Source organism: Lamprobacter modestohalophilus, from assembly GCF_016583905.1.
Taxonomy (GTDB): Bacteria; Pseudomonadota; Gammaproteobacteria; order Chromatiales; family Chromatiaceae; genus Lamprobacter; species Lamprobacter modestohalophilus.
Genome location: NZ_NRRY01000046.1, coordinates 1 through 20,368 on the forward strand (window position 1 = coordinate 1; position 20,368 = coordinate 20,368).

Genomic DNA, 20,368 nt, shown 5'->3' on the forward strand with positions numbered 1-20,368 from the left:
CGTGATGGCCCGGTCTTTGTGAGTCTCTGTCATTGGTCTGCTCCGCTACCTTGGTTGACGATGGGTTCTCATCATCGCTTATTGTGCCCGCTCGGGGTGTGTTGGAGGAGCGGGGCGGACCATTCCATTACTGATGGTGCATCTGACGGCTTGGGCGGTGTTCATCCTGGTGCTCGTGATCAGCGCATGGATGGACCGCATCCGCTCGGCCAACGAAACGCCCGAGCAGTGCCTGTGTGCCGAACACTCGGTCACTTCCTCTGAGCCGCTCGAGCGCCCTGACCCGGACACAGACTTCCCGTTATCGCTTGGCCCCTTTAATACCCAGAACGGACTCGATCTCGATGAGTCGCCCGAGTCGATCTGCCAAACCCTTGCATTCCAGGACAGCGCCATCGACGCTGACGACGATAGCCTCTGGGCTGGATCGCACCTCGATGCATGGACGTCATTCCCGACGTCGGATCCCTTCGAGTCCATCCATCACTGAGGACCAGGCCACCGTCGCCCGGTTTCCCGCCAGACCTTCGTAGTAGCTGTGGTTGCTGGCATCCGCCGGCAGCCCCGCCCAGATGCGCGAGAGATTGTGCGCAAAGGTGTCGTTCGGCAGCCGACCCGCCTCCCAAGCAGTCAATCCCGCATCACGCGCGAGGGTCATTGCCATCCGATCCTGCAGTTCCGGGGTGAAACGTTCCTGTCCACTGAGGCCAAGACGCGCCATCAGGTCGTCGAGCGTGTCATCGATGATCTGATAGCGCCCGACGGGCGAACCGCCGCGCTCAGCGACCAGGCGCTGTTGCAGTGCCTGGACCTCGTTTAGAGACAGGTCACTGAGGTTCAGTGCTGACTGATCGGCATCGCGATAGAGCGCATTGTAGTTTCCCAGTGACTCGGGTCCGGCGACCAGATCGAGCACCTGCCCGGCAACGCCACCGGTGACGGCATGATGGATCAGTCCCTGGCTAGTCGAGGCGGATTCCAGGGTTTTTTTTTCCGACGCATCGACGACAGACTGCGCCCGGTTGTAGGCGATGATGCCGGCCAGCTTGCTGTTGTCGAGGCTGTGCGCAGCGCCAGTGAGTTGACCGGCAATCGCCTGGCCGAGTTCTGGTCCATGCTCATCGATCAGCCGGTCCAGTTGCGCCTCATGCGAGGGTGTTGTGATCTCCAGACCGCTGAAGGCGGTATGGCCTATCCAGGCCCAATCGACCCGGCTGCGGTAGAACGCCTCCTGAGACTCCGTCAGCGCCTGCGGTGGCAGCGTCTGCAGCTGATAATCGGCCAGGGTGCCAATCGCATCGCCGTAGCGCTCGCGGGCCTGAGCCACGGCCCCCTGCCAGCTCTCCCCGCTCTGCAGACCACTGAGCAGGCCGTTGAAGGCTTCGATCGCGCGATCGCCCTTGATCATGCCGCGTCGCAACAGGTTCTCGATGCCGCCGGCGATGGCATCGGTACTCGCCTCGGCCGGCGAGCGGTAGCTGTTGGCGTCTGTGATGATCTGCCGCTCCCAATGTGCTGCACGCGCTGCCGCGACCCGTTGCGCCTGTCCTTGTTCGACGTCCGCGAAACGGGCCTGCGCTCCAATATGGAAGGCCTCAACGGACGCCGCGCCGGTGGCTGGATGGATAGCCGCTCCCGCCCCATCGCCCAGACCAGCCGCCGCACGCGGATCAAACAGGCCCGCGCCCATCACCTGATCGCGCGTCGATCCAAAGGCCGCTGCACCCCCAAACTCACCAACTCCTCCAGCAGGCTCGGGATCAGCTCCGGTACCACCCGGACCGTGGAAGGCTTCGCCCAGGATACCAAACGCGGTTTCGCGGGCCTGCAAGCGCTCACCGCCGCTGAGTGCCCGTTCCGGCTGCGCGTAGCCGGCCAGCAGATGCATCGCCGCCGCGGCACGCGCCTGCTCGGGGTTGGTGAACACACCCATCGCGTTGTACCAGCTCGCAACGCGTTCGTGATCGCCGGTCAGACCAAGACGATCGATCGCCCCATAGGCCTGCTGGGCCAACGCAGGCTGACTGGCCAGGCGTTGGCCCACCTCGGCCGCGCGATAGCTGCCGGAGGCCGCGGCCGACTGCGACAGCCGTTCGGCACGCTGATGAGCGCGACTGTCCTGGACCACATCGGAGGCGCTCTCTTGCAGCTGGGCACTGTCCTGGCGGCTGAGTCCTTCGGTGAACACACTGCGGTTGCCCTGCTGAGCATCCTGCCTGACGGACTCGGCGAGGCTGGACTGAAAGCCTGTATCCGACGTCACCCGTTGGGTGAGTTCATCGGAGAGTTGCTGTGCCACCTGCTCCGTCACCTGATATTGGTTCTGCAGGCGGCCTTTGAGCTCAGCACCGATCTGGCGTGACGACTGCCCCTGACCTTTGAGTCCGAGTCCCGTCGCCAACAGCCCTGTCATCTGATCGGCAGACAGCCCCGTCTCCGAAGACTTCCGCGCTAGACTACTGCCCTCGCTGTAGAGCGTGCGATCCGTGGCGCTGGTACTGGCCGAATACTCAAAGCCCAACGCCCGTTGCTCGAACGATTCACCGCTCTGCGAGGCCGAGCGCGTCGCCGTCTGCCCCAGGCTCTGCATGAACTGCTGCGACGACTGCATCAGCGCCTGCTCGGAGCGCGCCACCTCACGGCTCGCCTGCGTGCCCATGTCGAAACGCGGCAGCACGTTCTCCGCACCCATCGCCGTGGTCCCGGCATAGGGCGTACTTTGAAACCCAGCACTGATCGCCAGGGCCGGCGCTGTGGTCATGGCCGGCGGTGCCAGGTTGCCTTCGGCGATATGGTCGCTACCCTGCAGCCGGCCAGCCAGATGGGTCGCCGTGATCGCACTGCCATAGATCAGCATCAACGCAATCGCCGGCGTCGCGGCCGCCAGCATGCCACCAGTGGCCAGATAATCTTGCAGGATCTGATCGAGCTGCATCAGCCCATAGAAGGAGAACGGGTCCAGATTCGCCGTGTTGGCCAAGGCATCCAGATCCCGCCCCGCCGCCATCAGCAGATACAGGTTGGTGATCGCCAGCACCGGCAGCCAGAGCTGGGTCCAGAGCGCGAACAACAGCCACTTGCCAGCCAGACTGATACCAAAAGGACCAAGCGCAATGGCAAAGCCCATGAGCGGAGCCACGGCATAGATGAAGCCCTCGAAGAAGGTCAGCATCGGACGCACGATGTTCAGGAACAGCGCCTGCTCGGCGGCCCACTGTGCATTGCGCTGAGCAATCGCCTGCTGCACCGTGGTCGCCGCCGACCACTGCAACCGGTTCTCATGCGTCAGTATGATGCCCTTCTCCAGCCAACCGAGTGCGGCTGACATCAGCATCAACTGCTGGGCGTCTCTGCCAGCGCCGGCCAGGGCATCGAGCGCGTTGTTCAGCTTGGCGTCGACATCGGTGACGCTCGCCACCCCGAAGCGCGCCTGCAAGGTCTCTTTCAGCGCCGGGACGAACTGATTGGGCAACAAGGTCTCGATCCGCCGCCAAGCCTGATCGCAGGGCAGCGTCACCGCCCGACCCGCCTCGATGAACACGGTGGTGAAGGCCACATTGCTACTGGCCAGCGCCGTATTCAGATCCGGCGCCTTCATCACCTGATCCAGGGTCCGGCGCTGGGTATCGACATCAGCCAGCACACAGTCGGCCACATAGCTGACCAGGGAGCGTTCCACGTCCGAGCCCGGCACCGGCTCATTGGCCGCGCCCAGCGTCGCCCGCGACAGCGTCGCCTTGCGCACGCTGGTCAGGGTCTGCAGCGCATCGGCAAAGCCATGCTCGGTCATCGCCGGGGTGGCGAAGGCCTGCTCCATCAGCCGCGTGACGCCATAGCCGACGTTGGACAACGCTGAGCCGACGGCGGCGGGTCCGACCGGGACATTGTCCACAACGCGCACCGCACCGCTGTAGCCATCCTCGATGGTCACCGAGACCGAGGCCCCGAAGGCCAACAGATAGACCAAGAGCGCGATGAAGAAGCGCCCGATCTGCAGCGTCTGCTGGACCAGACCCTGGAACAGGCCAATGATCACACCGACCGCGAGCCCGACGGCGATCAGTTGCCGGAAGTCGCCGGTGCCGGTCAGCGCGGCAACGGCATTGAGGATCTGGGTCAGGAAGGCGGCATCGCCGATGGAGTAGATCTCGAACATCGCGTGCCTCCTAGTTTTCCGGGGTCAGCCGACCGCCTCGGGCCTGCTCAACGCTGAGGTAGGGGGTCGCCTTGGCCGAGCGCAGCAGGTCGGTGTAGTAGGCCAGCTGCTCGTGGGCGGAGCCGTATTGGGCACTGACGACCTCGACCTCAGTGCGCAGTTCCGAGCGCGCCTCCGCGATCTGTTCGCGGAGCAACCGCGCATAGGCGTTGTCGGTCATCGTCGTCGAGACGCTGACCGCGCGGGCCATGTCATGCAGCATCAACTGAACGAGTTCCAAGGCAATCACCGGCGCCGCCTGCTCGGCGAACAGCACCGCGGTGCCTTCATCCGTCCTGGCCAGATTGGCCACAGCGCCGCCCAAGCCATTCGGCGCCTGCTGCATGAAGGCGCGCTCATCGGCGGAGAAGTCATCGGTGCCGAGGCGGAACTTGGCGATCAGGCCGGGACTGCCGGCATCGCCGATCAGCAGCGCCCGCACCCGGCTGATCATGCCTTCCAGGCTGAGTGTCTGGATGGTCGGCGCCAGACAGCCGTCGGCATCGCGGCTTGGCGCGCAGCGGTAGACGCGGACCTCCGAGGTGTCCGTCGTTCCGTGGAGCAGATCACGCAGCGTCAACACCGAAGGCAACGGCGTGATGCGGTTGTTACTGCCCTGCCCGTCTGGGCTCGGCTCCAACGGACCGACGATGACACTGCCGGTGACCGACATCAGGGCCTCGAGCAAGGCGTCATCACCACTGCCGAACCAGCTGGTGACGCCTTCGGTCTTCAGCGCCCGCCAGACCAGGTTGCCTTGCAAGACGGTGCGGGCGTACTCAGGATCAGCCCGCTGGACCTGGGCGATGGGGTCCTCACCGGTGACGCTGGACCAGCTCTCGAAGACATCACCCAGTCCTCGGACCAGCGAGGCCTCGGAATGCTTGATCTTGTGCTGGGTGTCGAAGGCATCGACCACATCGTTGACCACGCCTTGGCCCAACTGGCAGGAATTGGCGAACAGGCTGTTCAGGGCCTGGATCTTCTTCTGCAGTGAGTCCATCACCTGGCCGCAGTTCTGGCACATCGAGTCCAGGGCCAGCTTGAAGGCGTAGGTCGCCGCATTCGAGGCAATGGAGCGAAACAGCTGCGTCAGCTGATCGCGGGAGATGAACGAGAAGCTGCCGGCGAACAGATCGATGCCACCGCAGCCGGCCTCGAAGCTCGGCGGCACGACATTGACCAGGTTGGTATTCATCAGTCGGTTGCGCGCCACCACCGAGCCACCGGAGAGCACGCCGCGGCGCTGGCCCAGATGAGCGGTCGGATCGGTGACGTTGACCAGGCTGTTGAACATCGTCTCCAGTTCGTCGGCGAGGTCAGCCTTGGCCGGGATCGGGACGCTCAGGATCAAGCCGACGAGCGCCGAGGAAAAGAGAAGCGGGGCTGAACGCATCAGGGAGTTCCAGGAGTCGGAGTCGGAGTCAGAGGTGGAAGCGATGGCAGGACGGCGCGCGAGCGCAAGCGCTCGAGCAGCTGATCAGGGTCGTCGGTCCGTTCAGCATCCTGGAGCGGCGTACCGTCGAGACGCAGGTCGGTCACGCGGGCGCGGGTGCGTTCACGCCAGTGCTCGGGAATCCAGCCGGCCTCGGTGGCGGCATTGACCAGGCGTTCCTGCAGCTCAGCGAGCGAGAGCACGCCTTGGGCGATCGGGACCACGCCAGCGGGGGGCCGGACCAGGAACAGCGCTGGTGTTGACACGACACCAAGGGCCTTGGCCTGACCGACGTCGGTGGCGAAGCTTGGGAAGAAGCCGCCTGGCAGTGGACGTCCATCCAGTGCAATCGCCCGCACCGCCAGCCCATAGCGCGTGGTCAACAGGTCGAGCAGCGGCGCCTGGGCTTCGCAGTAGGGACAATCGGCGCGGTAGAAGAACCATAGTCCGGCCTGCTCGGCGATCAGCTTGAGCGCAGCGTCTCGAGCGGCACCGGCCTCGCGGTTGGCCAGGTTGGCGGCAAAGGTGGCGAGTGGTCGCCGCGTGGTCTCATCGAGCAGCGGATCGGCCCAGACCGCGCGTTGGGTCGCTTCGGCGAAGCGCTCGGCTTTGTCGAGCACCAGGCGCTGCAGATAGAGATACAGGGCGACGTTGGTCGGCGAAGGGTCGTCGATGGCCTGGTCGCGATACCGCTCAAGGTTCTCGCGCAGCCAGGCGGCGGAGAGGGGTGCCGGGGCGCTGGGGACTGGCTCCTCAGGTGGCGAGGGCTGGGCCAGTGGTGGCGGTGGCTCAGGGGTCAGTGCCGGCTCTGGTTGCGGTTCCGGTTCCGGTTCCGACTCAGGGATCTCAGGCTCAGGCGGCTCCTCGGCATACCAGAACCAGCCCTCGGCACTGCGCTCGTAGAAACGAGCAGAATAACCAGGGGCTGCCTTTGCGGCTGAAACCGTCAGCGCGAGCAGCGAACAAACCAGAAGGGCGCGTTGAGCATGCATGCGCCCATGGTCGAGAATTCGCCGCGCCGGCGCGACAGCGAAAACTCATCGTTTCGCATCGCTTTTGCGCCGGGCCGACTGCGGTTGTGCCGTTCAGGGTCCGTTGCAGCGATTTGTCATCGGTTCGTGCGCCTCTTCCCGCACTGCAGCGTCTTCTGAACCACAGTCGGGAGGAGTGACCTCGGGCGAACGCCAAATCGAGCCTGAATGAAGTCGAGGTCCGCTTTGCCCAACGGCTGATACTGACGGTGCGCCCGCAGCGCAATAGGATGGTGGTGGTGTCGCACGCCTCGATCGGTTGGCACGCTCGACGCGCGATCTGCTGACGATCGCGGAGCGACTGAAGGAAAGCGACGCGGATCTGCGCGGTGGCGAAGATCCTCAAGATCCACCGCATCACCCTCTACCGGGCACTCGCACAGGCCGCAGAAGACGACCAAGTACCGCCATCGCCGATCCTAGATGGCCCCTGTTGACTGTTGGGTCTACCCCAATTTGAGTTTGGCAAGTTTTTGAGGCCGAGGATTTCCTGAAGATTGAGCCTAGCAGACAGCATCCAGCCCGTTTTTCTGGACGATATGGAGCAGTTTAAGCGCGGCTCCTGTCGGTTTCTTTTTTCCGATTTCCCATTTCTGAACCGTTGACGGGCTGATGTTCAGCATCGACGCAAAAACGGCTTGGCTGACGTTTGCGCCCTCTCTGATGTGGCGGATGTCTTCGGGCTCGAGAGGTTCGACAGGGGGAAGACAAATCCGGTCGAACTCGCGGAGCGTGACTTTATCCATGACGCCCGCTTTATGCAGTCCGCTTGCTGTTTCATAGACAGCTTCAAGAATGGGTGATTTCGTCTTTCTCATGACATACCTCCATCAATTCTCCGTCCTCTTTCGCTTTCTGAATTGCTACTGTTGTCAATGACAACAGATGTGAGGCCAGTTTTTTCAACGCTTCCTCTTCGTCCTTGTCGATATTGCTACGCAGGTTCTTGGGGAAGCCAAATACAAAGAACCAGCGATCTTTGTTATTCGTGGCTATCATTGTCCGATAACCGCCACTTTTCCCTTGGCCCTGTCGCGCAATCCTCTTTTTCAGGAGACCGCCGCCTAAATCGGCTTCATACAATCCCGCTTCCATTTCGCGGACAGCCGCGCAGAGTGCCGCTGTTGTGAGTCCCTGCTTCCGCGCCCATCGGTCGAACCATCGTGTTTTGTAAGCTGTCATGTCCTTTTCCTCGTACTACCTATAGCACTAAGTGCTATGCTAAAACAACCCCTTTTTTTCCTCTTGGGGACAAGGTCGAAGCGTGGCAGAGTCGCAGAAGAACAAGGCGAGGAAGGCGGAGACGATGAGCGAGCAGGATCAGGACCCAAAGCAACTAGACCTTGAGGACGACTTTCTAGGGGCCGGGTGACCCTCCCGCGCCGGATACCGCCCCCGCGAATCCTGCTCCGAAGCTGCGCAAGCGTCGGCCCAAGGCGAAGGCTCCCCCCCAAGCAACCCACGCGCGTGCATCTGAAGCTGATCGAGGCGGCTGATGAGATTGAGCAGGATCAACCAAGCGAACAGGATGCCGCTTACTTGGCCCGCGAGCTTGTGCAATGCACCTTGCCGCATAAAGACCCCGGTAATGTTCCTTTGTGGAAGCGCAACAATGGCAACCTGACCCTTGCCATCCAGCCCGGCTATGAGATCCAGACATCAGAGACCTACGGCTATCCTGACGGGACGATTCCCCATCTGTTGCTGTTCTGGATCACGACCGAGGCGCTCAGGAAGCAAAACCAACGCCTTGAGTTGGGGAACAGTCTCGCGGGTTTCATGCGTGAGCTTGGACTTGATCCAAGCAGAGGCGGAGCACGGAGCGATAGCCACCGCTTACGCGAAGCGGTGAACATGAATGCTGTCAGCCCTGCTCGTCACCTGGGCAAGATCGTACTGCATCTGCTGTCGCATCCAGCCGGTATCGACAAAGACCGTCCGCGAGTGCTGCATCGCCATCACGGCCGTTCGCCGTAGAGCGCTCTGTCATGGTCTCGATTCGAGAAGTCATTGCAGGGAGATGCGTTCGGGAGACTCGACATCTCATCCAGGAAATGCCCGAGCGCCGTTTTGTCCCGCGTGGAACGTCTTTCGTGCTCGCGCAACGAGCGTGCGATCACCTCGATCAAACGGACCTGTTCTGACACAGGAAGACGTCGCACAGCCTCTTCGATCTCTGTGATATCTGCATCCACCATCGCCGTCACCTAACGCTTGCATTGTGATATTCAGTGCTCGTGTGTCACGAACAGCGGCGCAAATCGCTCCAGGCAGCGGCCTCGATGAAGTCCAGGGTCTGACGATCATCCGGCTCCGATTCGACCAGCGAAAGCTGTCGCCTGAACTCATCGGCACATCCTGGCCGCCGTGTATCAGGCACCCAGAGGACGACCGGACGTAGACCACGCGCCTCAAGCTCCGATGGGTTGGCTGGATTCTGTAAAGTTTGATCGCCCATTTGCATCTCGTAGCGTCCGATTGATCAGGATACATAGAGTCTAGTCGTCAAACGACCGGCTCGCGAGTGGCCAGAACCACTGCGCCGTCCATCGCGCCACGCCATGGCATCGCGAATCAAGTCGATTCCGCACGCCTTTCCCTGCTGCGCTCCACGCCCAGACCCCGAATACTCCTCACGGACGGCGCACTCAGTCCTGCCCGGCTGAGCAGCCCCCCTGTTTTCCCGATCGCGCGCCTCCAACCGCCCGCGATCCCTGAGACCGAAGACGCTATGAGTCTCACCCCGTTTGGGGCCTTCAAGCGCGTCCTGCCACGGATCTTGCTGATCCTTTGGCGATCCCCCCGCGATCCGTGGTCCCCGATCATCCATCCGGGGCCTCAGGCCCCCAGGAGCCTGCGATGTTACCCCTCTCCCTGCGTCTGCCACGCCGCTGGAAGGTGCTGTTCTGGCGCCTCAGCGACCGACTGCGCAAGCCGCGTATCGCCCCGCCCTTGCTTCCCGAGGACGAGCCGCTCGATCTGCCCGCTTACCTGCGTCGCAGTCGGCGGCGCTAATCCACTCCCCGCCGCGCCCGTCACTGACGGGTGCGGCCTCTCTGCCTTAGGAGATGATTCACATGCTGAACAAGACCCAACTGATCGGCCACCTCGGCCGCGATCCCGAACTGCGTCGCACCGCCGATGGTGCCCCGGTCGCCAATCTCTCGCTCGCCACCACCGAGCGCTGGACCGACAAACAGGGCCAGGCGCAGGAGCGCACCGAATGGCATCGCGTGGTGCTGTTCGCCCGCACCGCCGAGATCGCTGAGCGTTACCTCAGCTCCGGCTCACTGGTCTACGTCGAAGGCCGGCTACAAACGCGCCGCTGGAACGACGACAACGGCCAGGAGCGCCAACGCACCGAGGTGGTCGCCGAGCGACTGAAGCTGCTCGATCGACGACCCGCCGAGGCCGAACGTCCAGCGGCCGCGACAGGTCGGACAGGGTCCAAGGGACCGTCCGCTCGTCGTGCCCCCGAGCCGGCCGTCGCCGACGTCGACGATGACATGCCGTTCTGAGCCCCTGCTGCGTCGCCGCCAACGGCGCTCCACAGCCCGAGGTTTGCAGCGACGTGCAGCGCTGCTGCGCCGTTGCGCAAGACGCGCTGAGGATCCTGTTCGCGTGCTCACCTGGCAGCGCGCCCAGCGCTTCGAGCGACGGGCACGCCGCCTCGAGCGCGAGGGCTGAGCCGCGCCGACCCCTTCATCGCAATCTGAGCGGAGGTCCACATGGCCCGTTCCTTATCATCAACGCCCAAGGGCGATCAGCCGCGTATTCCGATGCCAACGGCCGATCCCACCCTGAACCTCACGCCGAGCACCTGGAAGGTGCTGACCGATTCAATCTTTCCGTCGGCCAAGACCGCCGAGGGGATTCTGCTCGCAGTGCATTACTGCGCCGCGCGCAACCTGGACATCATGAAACGCCCGGTGCATGTGGTGCCAATGTACTCCAAGGCCCAGGGCCGGGAGATCGAGACAGTCTGGCCAGGCATCGCCGAGCTGCAGACCACCGCCGCGCGCACCGGCCAGTGGGCCGGGATCGATCCACCGCGCTTTGGACCCATCGAGGAGCGTACCTTTCGTGGTCGTCTCAAACGCGATGGCACCTGGCAGGATCTGGAGAGCACCGTCGCCTTCCCTGAATGGTGCGAAGTCACCGTCTATCGCCTGGTCGGCGGCGAGCGCTGCGCTTTCACCGAGCCGGTGTTCTGGCTCGAGGCCTATGCCCGTTTTGGTGGCGCCTACTCGGAGCTGCCAGCCGACATGTGGCTCAAGCGCCCGCGCGGTCAGCTGATGAAATGCGCCAAGGCCGCGTCCTTGCGCGCCGCCTTTCCGGAAGAGGCCACCTACACGGCCGAGGAGATGGAAGGCCGGGTGATCGAAGCTGATGCGGGGGTGACGGGGCCGAACCCACCGGCCAGTCACCGCTCGAGCCCAAGCGCTGGACCCTCAGCCGCAGCACCGACCGCGCCTGTGGCAACGACACCGCCATCAGCGGACTCGAACGCGCAGGCTGATGCCGCCGCAACCGCAACCGCTTCAGCCTCCATGGCGCTCGATCCGGCGATGCAAGACCGCATCGATCGGGTCATCGCCCGTGCTGGCGAGAACGCCGCCTGGCCCCAGGCTGAGCAGTATCTGCGCGAGCGCTGCACGGGCGCCGCACTGGACTACGCACTCACCACCCTGAGCCAGGCGCAGACCGAGACCGCGTCCCGGCAAGCGGCCTGATCCAGGATCCCTGATCACGACGGCTGATGCACACCCAAGCGGGTTCGCATCGGCCGTCCCGACATCCGGAGCCACTGATGAAACTCATCGATGTCGCCCAGCGCAGCGACGCCTGGCAGGCGTGGCGCGCGCAGGGCATCACCGCCTCAGAAACGCCGGTCATCCTCGGCCACTCGCCCTACAAGACGCCTTGGCGGCTCTGGGCCGAGCGCACCGGGCTGGCCCGCCCACCCGATCTGTCCAACAACCCGCATGTGCAACGCGGCAACCGCCTGGAAGAGGCCGCCCGACAGTGGGTCGAGCAACGCGATGATACGCTGCTGATGCCCCTGTGCGCCGAAGCCGACGAGGAGCCGCTCCTGCGGGCCTCCTTCGACGGGCTTAACGACGCCGGCGAGCCAGTCGAGCTGAAAGTGCCGGCGGCCAAGACCTTTGCCGAGGTGCGCCGCCACGGCCGAGCCTCGCTCGCCTATCGGCTCTACGCACCGCAGGTCCAGCATCAGCTGTATGTGGCCGGTGCCGAGACCGGCTATCTGGTGTTCTACCAGGACGCCGATCATGTCGAGGTCTTCGAGCTGCAACGCGACCCGGCGCTGATCCGACGACTGGTCGCCGAGGGCCTGGCCTTTTGGGAAGCGATCCAGGCCAAACGAGAGCCGGAGAAAGATCCGGCGCGGGATCTGTTCATCCCGACCGGGGAGCAGGCTGAGGCCTGGCGAGCGCTGGCCGATCGCTATCGGCAGATGCATGCGCGCGTACAAGGCCTTGAAGCCGAGCTGAAGGCCGGGAAACGCGACCGGGATGCGCTGCAGACCGACTTGACCGCGTTGATGGGCGACGCGCTCATCGCCGAGTCGGATGGACTCCACATCACCCGGTTCTGCGCCAAAGGCAGCGTGGATTATCCTGAGCTGCTCAAGGCCTTGCTGCCGGACCTGGATGCACAGACCTGTGAGCGCTTTCGCCGCAAATCCTCGGAGCGGGTTCGCGTGAGCGTCCAAGAGGAGGCCGACCAGGCCAACATCGACTTCGATGCCGATGCCGTGGCTCGGGCGGCCGACGCCGCCGACGCCAAGGACTTCTGGTTCTGAGCCCGGCCTGATCCTGATCGAACACCCGACCGTCCTGCCTTCGGCAGGCGGTCGGCCTCGGTGTCCTTGTGATGAGGGTCCCGAGGCCGACCGCAACGGTTTTCTGTGCGCCTGTCGGAGCGCCTAACAAGACCCGACCTCAACGCCGGCCTCGTCTGTTCGAGGCCCCTTTGACCACCCCACGGGGAGACCGCTCCCCCGCCGGGGATGGGCTGTCTCCTCGTTCTATGCAGGAGACCGATCCATGCCCCGACTCCAACGCTATGCCGTCGCGCAGACCTTTGATGTCCAGGCCCCGAGCGGACTGAGCATCGAAGGCTACGACGATGAGCAGCATCCATTGGTGCCACTGCGCACGCCTTATGTCTTCCGCCAGGGCCTCAATGCGGTGCTGGCGTTCCTGCGCTCAGCGCATGGCGATGGCCTGTTGCTGACCGGACCGACCGGTGCCGGCAAGACCTCGCTGATCCGCCAGATCGCCGCCCGGCTCTGTTGGCCGGTGCAGGAGGTGACCTGTCACGGACGCCTGGAATTCAACGAGTTGCTCGGTGGCTTCCAATTGATCCGTGGTGAGACCGTCTTCATGCACGGTCCGCTGGCGATCGCCGCACGCGAGGGCCAGCTGCTGATCCTCAACGAGCTCGATCTGATGGACCCGGCCGAGCTGGCCGGGCTCAATGATGTGATCGAGGGTGCGCCCTTGGTGATCCCTGCCAATGGCGGCGAGGTCATCGCGCCGCATCCGAAGTTTCGCCTGATCGCGACCGCCAATTCGGCCGGTGCCGGCGATGCGACCGGCCTCTACCAGGGTGTGCTGCGGCAGAACCTGGCCTTCCTGGATCGCTTCCGCGTGCTGCGGGTCGCGTATCCCGACGCCATGGTGGAAACCAGGCTGCTCGAGCAGCTAGTCCCCGAGCTGCCGCGGGAGATCCGCGAGAAGCTGGTCGGCGTCGCCCAGGAGGTGCGGCGGCTGTTCCTGGGTTCCGAAGACGAAGGGTCCCAGGGCGGTGAGCTGACGGTGACGCTCTCGACCCGCGCCTTGGTGCGCTGGGCACGCCTGGCGGTGACCTTCAAGGGGGCCCCGAATCCACTCGCTTATGCCCTGGATCAGGCACTGACCGCACGCGCGGATGCCGAGGAGCGCACCGCGATTCATCGCATTGCCGCCGATGTGCTCGGACCGCTGTGGAGCGGGACACCATGAGTGCCGGGGTCGCGTCGACCTGGCGGCTGTTTCGCTATCACCACGCCGATGGCACCGCCAAGGACTGGGCCTATCGACGCCTGGCCGACGGTGATCTGGAGATCTGCTGGGGACGCACCGGTCAGGTGCGCCAACAGCGCCAGTATGCCGCCCGGGACGGAACCCTGGTGCTGCGCCGAGCCGCTGAGAAACAGGGCAAGGGCTATGTCGCCCTCGGCGAGGCCGAGCTGAAGGAGGGTGCCCTGGTCCTGATCCATCCCAGCGCCCCCGCCACCGGGCCTATCCCGGCAGCGGCGGCGCCTCGTTCGTCCAGAACCGCCTCACGCCTCGTCCCTGGTGCGCTCGATCTGTCGCAGATCGCCGCAGGCGAGGACGACTTCTGGTTCTGACGCCCTTTCGCCACGATGCGCTGTCGCTGGACCCTGAGCGGGTCTGGCGCGGCGCAGGAGGTCTTTTCTGATGACTGACACCACCCAAAGCCTGACGGCGCCTGAGGTGCTGCGGCTGACCGAACAGATGACGCTGTTTCGGATCGATTTCCGCATCTGGTCCGGGCGCAAGCAGTTGCGCGCCGAAGACCTGCACTTGGGCGACCAGCGTCCACCCGTGGATCTGGTCTCGCTGGGGAGCAAGAAGGTCTGTAATCCCGAAGCCCTGCGCGTGTTCCATCGCCACAAACAACAGCTCGAGCGTGAGCTGTTGGCGGTTGGCACGCGATTCCTGGGCGGCTATCTGATCCCGGATCGCCGGGCGGCGGAGCTGCAGCAGCGCGCGGCCGCGATCGCAGCCGAGGCTCAAGCCGAGGCCGAGCGCTTCCTCACCGACTACGACCGCCATATCGATGCCTGGTGTGCGGCCTATCCGGACTGGTCGAGCGCGATCCGCAACGCCGTTGATCCCGTGGAGCAGGTCCGGCGGCAGTTTCGCTTTCGTGTCCAGGCGCTGCGCATCGAGAGCTCGCCGGTGGTCGCGGCCGATACCCTGGCGGATGATTTGTGCGATGTCGGGGAGACCATCTTCACCGAGGTCGAGCAGATCGCCCGCGGACTGGAGCGCTCGTTCGTCGGCCAGGCCGCCCTCTCAAGGCGTGCGCTGGGGACCTTCCGGCGGGTGCATGAGAAGCTCGATGCCTTGAGCTTCGTCGATCGACGGATCGATCCGGTGGTTCACGCTATCGGTCAATGGCTGGCCCGGCTGCCGCTGACCGGCCCGATCGAGGGCCAACGCTTCCTCGAGGGCTGGGCGCTGATGCGTCTGGTCAGCGATGCCGAGACCATGGCGCGTCATGGCGCCGGGTTGTTGGCGTTGGAGGCACTGATGCCGGCCGAGACGGCTGTTCAAACGCCCACCCTGTCAGAGACGGGGGACGCGCTCCCGGCTGAAGCCGCCGATGTGGCCAGTGACTTCGACGTGCTGTTCGAAACGCCTCCTCAAGACACAGGGGAGGCAACGAGCGATCGGTCTTCGATGACACCGCCTGCCGAACCCACCGTCACACCACCGAGTGAGCCGGTCCACAGTCAGGACTTCTGGTTTTAACCGCTAGCCCCTGAGCCCCGGCTCCTCATCCTTTCATCCATCACCCCTCGGGGGCACTCGGCCCCCTTGGGGGCCGGTGTCTCCAGTCAACTTGGAGCACCCCATGACAATGTCGACTCGTTCTTTGAAACAGGCCATGCCCATCGTCGCGGCCGCCTTGGGCCGCAAGTTCGGCGTTGAGGTCCGCGTCGGTGGCCAGGAGGCCTTCACCGATGGTCGCACCATCCAGGTGCCGGCCCTACCCGACAACAGGGCACTGCTGCCGGTCGCCTGGGGCTATCTGGCCCATGAGGCCGGTCATCTGCGCTATACGGACTTCGAGGTCTATCAGCAGGCGGCGGCTGAGAGCGATGCGCTGCAGGCGAATCTGCAGAACATCCTCGAGGATGTGCGCATCGAGCAGGCGCTGGCGATCCCCTATCCGGGAACGCGTGACACGCTGCAGGCGGTCTGCGCGCAGTTGCTCGCCGACGGCGGACTCGGGGCCGCAGCGGCTAATGAGCATCCGGGACGCATCCTGAGCCGCTATCTGCTCCTCGCCCTGCGCCATCAGGTGCTGGGCTATGAGGGACTCGCCGCAGCGGCCAAGCAGGCCGAGCGCGTGCTTCGTGCGGTGTTTCCCGCGCGCACCGTCCATCGGCTGCAGGGTCTGCTGGTGGAGGCACGCCATCTGGCGAGTACCGCCGAGGCGGTTGAGCTGGCCCGGCGCATTCGCTGCCTGTTGGAGGCTGAGCGCCAAGCGGACCCGGCGGAGACGGCCATCACGCCCGACTCCAGAGCGGAAACGCCGACACCTCCAGAGACCGGCGCGGAGGCGGATGGCCAGCCATCCAAGGCGCCGGCATCAGAGCAAACGCAAGCCACCGACGGCCATGCGGCCAACACCGATGGGCACCCGTCAGGACCATCGGGCGGGAAAGGCACTCAGACGGACTCGGACAGCGATTTCGACAAGAGTGCGCCATCCAACGCGGCATCGCCGTCTGCACTCGCTGATCAGCCCGACGCTGTTGTCAGTGCGGATTCCGGACACGGCGACTCGGGAAGCGCGCCGACGGGTGCTGCGACCCCGGACAACGGCGATCCAGCCAAACACGCGGCTATCACACAAGCCTTGAGCGCAAGCGCCGGGGATCTCCCCGGTGACCTCTTCGCTCAGGTCAAGACCTTGCTCGAGGGTGCCAGCGCCGACTCCCAGCGCTGCATCCTGCCACGGCCAGAGCCTTATCAGGGCTCGGCCTCGGCAGGCCTGCGGTTGCTCGCGCGCGTGCAGCCCGAGTCGCGCCGCTTGATGGCGCGGCTGCAGGGACTGGTGCAGGCGTCGCGCTTCGATCGTCCGCTGCCGCAGCGTAGCGGTACCCGCCTGATGAGCAAGCGCCTCTATCGCGCTGCCCTCGGTGATCCGCGCTTGTTTGCACGCAAGCGCGAACGCATCGCCGTCAACACCGCGCTGCATCTGCTGATCGATCTGTCGAGCTCGATGCGCGCACCGGTGCCACTCGGTCACGGCTTGGAGCGGCTGCGCTCGGACATTGCGCTCGAGTCCGCCTTGGCACTGGCGTTGGCCTTGGATGCCATCCCTGGCGTGTCGCTGGCGGTCTCGGCGTTCCCGAGTCGCTTGGGACGCGAGTCCGGGATCTCGACGCTGATGCGCCACGGTGATCGGGCCAGGGCCAAGGCCGGCGCCTTCGTCCAAGAAGCCCGTGGCGGCACCCCCATGCATGGAGCGCTCTGGTTTGCCGCCGCCGATCTGTTGGCGCGTCCGGAGCCCCGCCGGGTGATCCTGGTCCTGACCGATGGCAAGCCGGCGGATCGGGAGGCCACGCGCGCGCTGTTGGCGCAATGCACGGACGCCGGCCTGGAGACCCTGGGCATCGGCATTGGGATCGATGTCTCCGGGCTCTTTGCCTCGGCCATCCAGGTGCAGGACATCGCCGAGCTGAAGACGCAACTGTTTGGAGCCGCTGAGCGCCTGCTGCTGGCGGCCTGAAACGCGCGTTCTGCCAGGCCTGGCTGAAACAGCCGCTGTTCAGGTGGCTTTCGCGCTGTCGGGCGGGCCGCTTTGGCGGCAAGCTCGACAGCCATGTTGACCTGCTGCCTTGTGGCGCCTCGCGCTGTGGCGCATCCCCGTCCCGGCCCTGGCCGGGGCCTTTCCCTTGTCTGCGTTTGCGCACTGGGGCAAGGGACAGGCTGGTTTCTTGGTGATCTGGCCTGTGGCCGATCACCGCTGTTGGCGACCGAAGACGCACTGTGTCGCCGCCCGTTTGGGCTCATTCAATCGCGTCCTATCCAACCACCCTTGCGTGGCCACATCATCCACCCCTTGGGGAGATCCTCTCCCCACCGGGGCCGGTGTCTCCCCGCTGTTTGAGGAGACAACCCATGCGCTTCAACCGTGACACCTGGCATGCCCTTGAGACCTTTCTCGACACCGCCAGCAATCGGCAGCTTGCCGAGGCCCAGGCAAGGGTGTTCGACCTGCTCGCTGAGCCCAACCCGCGCGCGCTGCGCGCCGATCTGAAGGCGGTCTACCGCCTGATCCTCGATGAGCGGCGCACCCGGGCGTTGATCGCCAAGCGTGAGGCTCAGCCGCGTCTGCAGCCCGCACTGGCCTAGGTCTTCACCCTGTCCGCCGCGTCAACCTTCGCCACCCCGTTCGCTGTCCCTCGGGACAGCGCATGGGGGTGTACCCTGTCATTGTGGACCCGTCACCCATGCACGATGTCCGCTGGAGCCTGTCCTATGTGCATCCTGTTCAACCAACGTCGCTGCCGCATTCAGTGGTCGCGCCATCGTCTCTCCGGACGTCCGGCGATCCTGCTCATCGAGGCGCAATCGCCCGGTGCGCTCGTCGCCGTCGCAACCCTGGATCGCCCTGATCTGGACTTGGCGCCCGAAGAGGTCGCGATCGCGGAGTTTGGGCCGGCCGCCGGCGCCCTGGCGGCGCTGGTCGAGGCAGACGTCATCAGCCCACCGCTGCGGGTCATCGACGACGAGGATCAGCCGATCCTGATCTGTCGTTTGCAGGTCGATGCCGTCAACGGCGCCGACTGAAACCTGTCCAAGACGCCTTTCCTTCCCCTTCCCGGCTGCCCGGTTCGTGCCAATGCGTACGATCCGGTCCAGCCCCTCTTGGAGATCACTCATGCGTCGACTGGAGGTAGCGCGCGTGCGCGCGGCCTGCCAGCAGGCGAGCTGGTGCAACGTACTCAATCACTTGGCGGGCGATCTGCTCGCCGCGGCCCTCGATCGACCGGGTCGGCATGTGGCCTGTCCGATCCATGGTGGCGTCCATGGCGACGGCTTTCGCTTGTTTGCGGATGTCGAGACCACCGGCGGTGGCATCTGTGCGACCTGCGGGGCGTTTCCGGATGGCTTTGCCCTGTTGCAATGGCTGTTTGGCTGGTCGTTTCCGCAGACACTGGAGCGTGTGGCCGAGGTGTTGCGTCTGGACCCGGATCAGGGCGCTTGCGCACTGGCCTGGGCCACTCCGGCCATCAGCGGCCAACACCGCGTGACGCCGCCGCGACGACAGGGCTCGAGCGCTACGCTCAAGCGGCTCTGGTCGCAGGCTTTGGCTGCGGATCATCCGGATGCCGGTGCACTGCAGCGGTATCTGGCCGGACGAGGCCTTGAAGGCGCCGACTTTGGTCCTGACGCCCTGCGGCTGCATCCGGCTCTGCCCTATTGGCATCGTGACGCGCAGAGGCGTCCCGTACTTCGTGGGCATTTCCCGGCGATGTTGGCGTTGGTTCGGGCACCCTCGGGTGCGCCGATCAGCCTGCATCGCACCTATCTGCAGACCCATGGCCAGGGCAAGGCGCCAGTGGCCGCGCCGCGCAAGCTCCTGCCGGCGATCGCCGGTCGGTCGCTGCGCGGCAGTGCGGTGCGCCTGATGCCCGCAGGCGAGTCCCTGGGGATCGCCGAAGGCCTGGAGACCGCGCTCGCGGCCTCGGCACTGAGCGCCATGCCAGTCTGGGCCTGCCTGTCGGCGACGTTGCTGGCCCGGTTCGTGCCGCCAAAGGGCGTCCGCCATCTGACCCTGTGGGTCGATAAGGATCGCTCTGGGGCCGGTGAGCGGGCTGCAGCGGCGCTGCGCGATCGGCTGACGCCCCAGTTGGCGGTGACGCTGCGCATACCGGCTGATCCGATCCCGGCCGACATGACCAGTCTGGACTGGGCCGATCTCTGGCAGTCGCGCGCAGCCGGCTGCGCGGCCTGACCTGCTTCCCAACGGATCGCCGATCGGCGATCTGATCACACACCCGACCGGGGCCGTGTCGCCCCGCGGGGTGGCGCGTGCGCCGGTCTTCTCTGGAGTCATCACGATCATGACCAAACCACGTTCACATCACACCCTGCCAAACGATCGCTTTGCTGCCCTGGCGCCTACGGATCTGAGTGAGCCCGAGCGCGAGAGCCTGATCGCCTTGGCCTTGCGGGTGCTCGAACCGAGCCGACCCTATGAGACCTTCTGCGATGCCGAGACCGTGCAGCGCTATTGCCGCCTGCGGTTCGCGCAGGAGTCGCGCGAGCTGTTCGCCTGCGCCTTTCTCGACAGTCGGCATCGGCTGCTCGAGCTCTCGGTACTGTTTCAAGGCACCATTGATGGCTGCTCGGTACACCCACGCATCGTCGCCGAGGCCGCGTTGGCCCATCGCAGTGCGGCAGTGATCCTGATCCATAATCATCCCAGCGGCGATCCGGAGCCGAGTCAGGCGGATGTACGCATCACCAAACGCCTGAGCACGCTGCTCGATCTGCTCGAGATCCGCATCCTCGATCACATCGTGGTCGGGCGCGAAGGCACGGTCTCGTTCGCCGCTCGGGGCTTGCTCTGAGATGGCGCAGATCCGCATCCACGCCGATTCGCTCGCACGCCTGCAGGGTTTTCTCGCCGGTGTTGACTGGCTCAATGACAGCGCCGTGACGTTGCTCGCGATCGATGCCGCCGCCTGTCGCGCCCTGATCGAGGACCGCGACGGCGATACGGATGGCAGCGCGCATCTGGGTCCGGATGGACTCACCTGGGTCGAGCACGACGCCTCGTCGCTGTCGCCACCCAGCCCCTGATCGTCGATCGCCCTTCCAGGCCACATCCGGTTTTCCGGGTGTGGCCTGTGTTGTCTGTGGCTCGGTG

At 65.0% G+C, this 20,368-nt stretch carries 21 protein-coding genes; 15 read left to right on the plus strand and 6 right to left on the minus strand.

Translation table 11 applies throughout. The features are described 5' to 3' along the window. Positions 1–133: 133 nt before the first annotated feature. Entirely contained in the window at positions 134–490 is a 357-nt protein-coding gene (locus CKO42_RS20035) for a hypothetical protein (protein ID WP_200247925.1), read from the plus strand. Here the strand turns inward: CKO42_RS20035 and CKO42_RS20040 are convergent. From CKO42_RS20040 to CKO42_RS20060, 5 genes are all read right to left on the minus strand, one after another. Then, a complete protein-coding gene (locus CKO42_RS20040) occupies positions 449–4,156 on the minus strand; it encodes a conjugal transfer protein TraG N-terminal domain-containing protein (RefSeq protein ID WP_200247927.1) in 3,708 nt (1,235 codons plus the stop codon). The genes CKO42_RS20035 and CKO42_RS20040 overlap by 42 nt on opposite strands. A gap of 10 nt (positions 4,157–4,166) precedes the next feature. Continuing rightward, positions 4,167–5,591 carry a conjugal transfer protein TraH gene (locus CKO42_RS20045; RefSeq protein ID WP_200247929.1) on the minus strand — a complete coding sequence of 475 codons (1,425 nt, stop codon included), beginning with the start codon at positions 5,589–5,591 and terminating at the stop codon, positions 4,167–4,169. After that, positions 5,591–6,622 (minus strand): conjugal transfer protein TraF, encoded by a 1,032-nt coding sequence (locus tag CKO42_RS20050; protein WP_200247931.1) that lies wholly within the window; start codon positions 6,620–6,622, stop codon positions 5,591–5,593. Before CKO42_RS20050 ends, CKO42_RS20045 begins: the two co-directional genes overlap by 1 nt. Before the next feature lie 542 nt (positions 6,623–7,164). Continuing rightward, complete coding sequence (locus CKO42_RS20055; RefSeq protein ID WP_200247933.1) at positions 7,165–7,479, minus strand: helix-turn-helix domain-containing protein; 315 nt, start codon at positions 7,477–7,479, stop codon at positions 7,165–7,167. Continuing rightward, a complete protein-coding gene (locus tag CKO42_RS20060) occupies positions 7,451–7,843 on the minus strand; it encodes a type II toxin-antitoxin system RelE/ParE family toxin (RefSeq protein WP_200247935.1) in 393 nt (130 codons plus the stop codon). The genes CKO42_RS20055 and CKO42_RS20060 overlap by 29 nt, the downstream gene beginning before the upstream one ends. 285 nt (positions 7,844–8,128) lie before the next feature. On the opposite strand from CKO42_RS20060, the gene CKO42_RS20065 reads away from it, so the two are divergent. Next, positions 8,129–8,638 carry a replication initiation protein gene (locus CKO42_RS20065; protein ID WP_200247937.1) on the plus strand — a complete coding sequence of 170 codons (510 nt, stop codon included), beginning with the start codon at positions 8,129–8,131 and terminating at the stop codon, positions 8,636–8,638. A gap of 265 nt (positions 8,639–8,903) precedes the next feature. On the opposite strand, the gene CKO42_RS20070 is transcribed toward CKO42_RS20065, so the two are convergent. Then, positions 8,904–9,119, minus strand: a complete 216-nt coding sequence (locus CKO42_RS20070; RefSeq protein ID WP_200247939.1) for an antitoxin MazE family protein — start codon at positions 9,117–9,119, stop codon at positions 8,904–8,906. Between the two features lie 401 nt (positions 9,120–9,520). On the opposite strand from CKO42_RS20070, the gene CKO42_RS20075 reads away from it, so the two are divergent. The 13 genes from CKO42_RS20075 to CKO42_RS20135 all read left to right on the plus strand — a co-directional run bounded on the left by CKO42_RS20075 (position 9,521) and on the right by CKO42_RS20135 (position 20,301). Next, entirely contained in the window at positions 9,521–9,676 is a 156-nt protein-coding gene (locus CKO42_RS20075; protein ID WP_200247945.1) for a hypothetical protein, read from the plus strand. Positions 9,677–9,738: 62 nt separating this feature from the next. Continuing rightward, on the plus strand, positions 9,739–10,179 hold the full coding sequence (locus CKO42_RS20080) for a single-stranded DNA-binding protein (protein ID WP_200247948.1): 441 nt from the start codon (positions 9,739–9,741) through the stop codon (positions 10,177–10,179). A gap of 210 nt (positions 10,180–10,389) precedes the next feature. After that, positions 10,390–11,394: a recombinase RecT gene (locus tag CKO42_RS20085; RefSeq protein WP_200247951.1), complete on the plus strand. Its 1,005-nt coding sequence runs from the start codon at positions 10,390–10,392 to the stop codon at positions 11,392–11,394. Between the two features lie 77 nt (positions 11,395–11,471). Next, entirely contained in the window at positions 11,472–12,485 is a 1,014-nt protein-coding gene (locus CKO42_RS20090; protein WP_200247954.1) for a YqaJ viral recombinase family nuclease, read from the plus strand. A gap of 244 nt (positions 12,486–12,729) precedes the next feature. Next, positions 12,730–13,689: an AAA family ATPase gene (locus tag CKO42_RS20095; protein WP_200247956.1), complete on the plus strand. Its 960-nt coding sequence runs from the start codon at positions 12,730–12,732 to the stop codon at positions 13,687–13,689. Continuing rightward, positions 13,686–14,078, plus strand: a complete 393-nt coding sequence (locus CKO42_RS20100) for a hypothetical protein (protein ID WP_200247958.1) — start codon at positions 13,686–13,688, stop codon at positions 14,076–14,078. The genes CKO42_RS20095 and CKO42_RS20100 overlap by 4 nt, the downstream gene beginning before the upstream one ends. Positions 14,079–14,148: 70 nt before the next feature. Then, complete coding sequence (locus CKO42_RS20105) at positions 14,149–15,228, plus strand: DUF3150 domain-containing protein (RefSeq protein ID WP_200247960.1); 1,080 nt, start codon at positions 14,149–14,151, stop codon at positions 15,226–15,228. Positions 15,229–15,331: 103 nt separating this feature from the next. After that, the gene (locus CKO42_RS20110; RefSeq protein WP_242479563.1) at positions 15,332–17,218 is read left to right on the plus strand and encodes a VWA domain-containing protein; all 1,887 of its coding nucleotides are present in this window, start codon (positions 15,332–15,334) and stop codon (positions 17,216–17,218) included. 392 nt (positions 17,219–17,610) lie between these two features. Then, complete coding sequence (locus tag CKO42_RS20115) at positions 17,611–17,844, plus strand: hypothetical protein (RefSeq protein ID WP_200247962.1); 234 nt, start codon at positions 17,611–17,613, stop codon at positions 17,842–17,844. A 126-nt stretch (positions 17,845–17,970) separates the two neighbouring features. After that, positions 17,971–18,282, plus strand: a complete 312-nt coding sequence (locus tag CKO42_RS20120) for a hypothetical protein (protein ID WP_200247964.1) — start codon at positions 17,971–17,973, stop codon at positions 18,280–18,282. A gap of 91 nt (positions 18,283–18,373) precedes the next feature. Beyond that, positions 18,374–19,450 carry a DUF7146 domain-containing protein gene (locus CKO42_RS20125; protein ID WP_200247966.1) on the plus strand — a complete coding sequence of 359 codons (1,077 nt, stop codon included), beginning with the start codon at positions 18,374–18,376 and terminating at the stop codon, positions 19,448–19,450. A gap of 109 nt (positions 19,451–19,559) precedes the next feature. After that, positions 19,560–20,069 carry a JAB domain-containing protein gene (locus CKO42_RS20130; protein ID WP_200247968.1) on the plus strand — a complete coding sequence of 170 codons (510 nt, stop codon included), beginning with the start codon at positions 19,560–19,562 and terminating at the stop codon, positions 20,067–20,069. Position 20,070: 1 nt separating this feature from the next. Beyond that, complete coding sequence (locus CKO42_RS20135; RefSeq protein ID WP_200247972.1) at positions 20,071–20,301, plus strand: hypothetical protein; 231 nt, start codon at positions 20,071–20,073, stop codon at positions 20,299–20,301. Positions 20,302–20,368: the final 67 nt, after the last annotated feature.

Excerpts from the sequence above, each read along its gene's own strand:
- CKO42_RS20035 (WP_200247925.1), top strand. The coding sequence starts at position 134 with ATGGTGCATCTGACGGCTTGGGCGGTGTTCATCCTGGTGCTCGTGATC.
- CKO42_RS20040 (WP_200247927.1), bottom strand. The coding sequence starts at position 4,156 with ATGTTCGAGATCTACTCCATCGGCGATGCCGCCTTCCTGACCCAGATC.
- CKO42_RS20045 (WP_200247929.1), bottom strand. The coding sequence starts at position 5,591 with ATGCGTTCAGCCCCGCTTCTCTTTTCCTCGGCGCTCGTCGGCTTGATC.
- CKO42_RS20050 (WP_200247931.1), bottom strand. The coding sequence starts at position 6,622 with ATGCATGCTCAACGCGCCCTTCTGGTTTGTTCGCTGCTCGCGCTGACG.
- CKO42_RS20055 (WP_200247933.1), bottom strand. The coding sequence starts at position 7,479 with ATGAGAAAGACGAAATCACCCATTCTTGAAGCTGTCTATGAAACAGCA.
- CKO42_RS20060 (WP_200247935.1), bottom strand. The coding sequence starts at position 7,843 with ATGACAGCTTACAAAACACGATGGTTCGACCGATGGGCGCGGAAGCAG.
- CKO42_RS20070 (WP_200247939.1), bottom strand. The coding sequence starts at position 9,119 with ATGGGCGATCAAACTTTACAGAATCCAGCCAACCCATCGGAGCTTGAG.
- CKO42_RS20075 (WP_200247945.1), top strand. The coding sequence starts at position 9,521 with ATGTTACCCCTCTCCCTGCGTCTGCCACGCCGCTGGAAGGTGCTGTTC.
- CKO42_RS20080 (WP_200247948.1), top strand. The coding sequence starts at position 9,739 with ATGCTGAACAAGACCCAACTGATCGGCCACCTCGGCCGCGATCCCGAA.
- CKO42_RS20085 (WP_200247951.1), top strand. The coding sequence starts at position 10,390 with ATGGCCCGTTCCTTATCATCAACGCCCAAGGGCGATCAGCCGCGTATT.
- CKO42_RS20090 (WP_200247954.1), top strand. The coding sequence starts at position 11,472 with ATGAAACTCATCGATGTCGCCCAGCGCAGCGACGCCTGGCAGGCGTGG.
- CKO42_RS20095 (WP_200247956.1), top strand. The coding sequence starts at position 12,730 with ATGCCCCGACTCCAACGCTATGCCGTCGCGCAGACCTTTGATGTCCAG.
- CKO42_RS20100 (WP_200247958.1), top strand. The coding sequence starts at position 13,686 with ATGAGTGCCGGGGTCGCGTCGACCTGGCGGCTGTTTCGCTATCACCAC.
- CKO42_RS20105 (WP_200247960.1), top strand. The coding sequence starts at position 14,149 with ATGACTGACACCACCCAAAGCCTGACGGCGCCTGAGGTGCTGCGGCTG.
- CKO42_RS20110 (WP_242479563.1), top strand. The coding sequence starts at position 15,332 with ATGACAATGTCGACTCGTTCTTTGAAACAGGCCATGCCCATCGTCGCG.
- CKO42_RS20115 (WP_200247962.1), top strand. The coding sequence starts at position 17,611 with ATGCGCTTCAACCGTGACACCTGGCATGCCCTTGAGACCTTTCTCGAC.
- CKO42_RS20120 (WP_200247964.1), top strand. The coding sequence starts at position 17,971 with ATGTGCATCCTGTTCAACCAACGTCGCTGCCGCATTCAGTGGTCGCGC.
- CKO42_RS20125 (WP_200247966.1), top strand. The coding sequence starts at position 18,374 with ATGCGTCGACTGGAGGTAGCGCGCGTGCGCGCGGCCTGCCAGCAGGCG.
- CKO42_RS20130 (WP_200247968.1), top strand. The coding sequence starts at position 19,560 with ATGACCAAACCACGTTCACATCACACCCTGCCAAACGATCGCTTTGCT.
- CKO42_RS20135 (WP_200247972.1), top strand. The coding sequence starts at position 20,071 with ATGGCGCAGATCCGCATCCACGCCGATTCGCTCGCACGCCTGCAGGGT.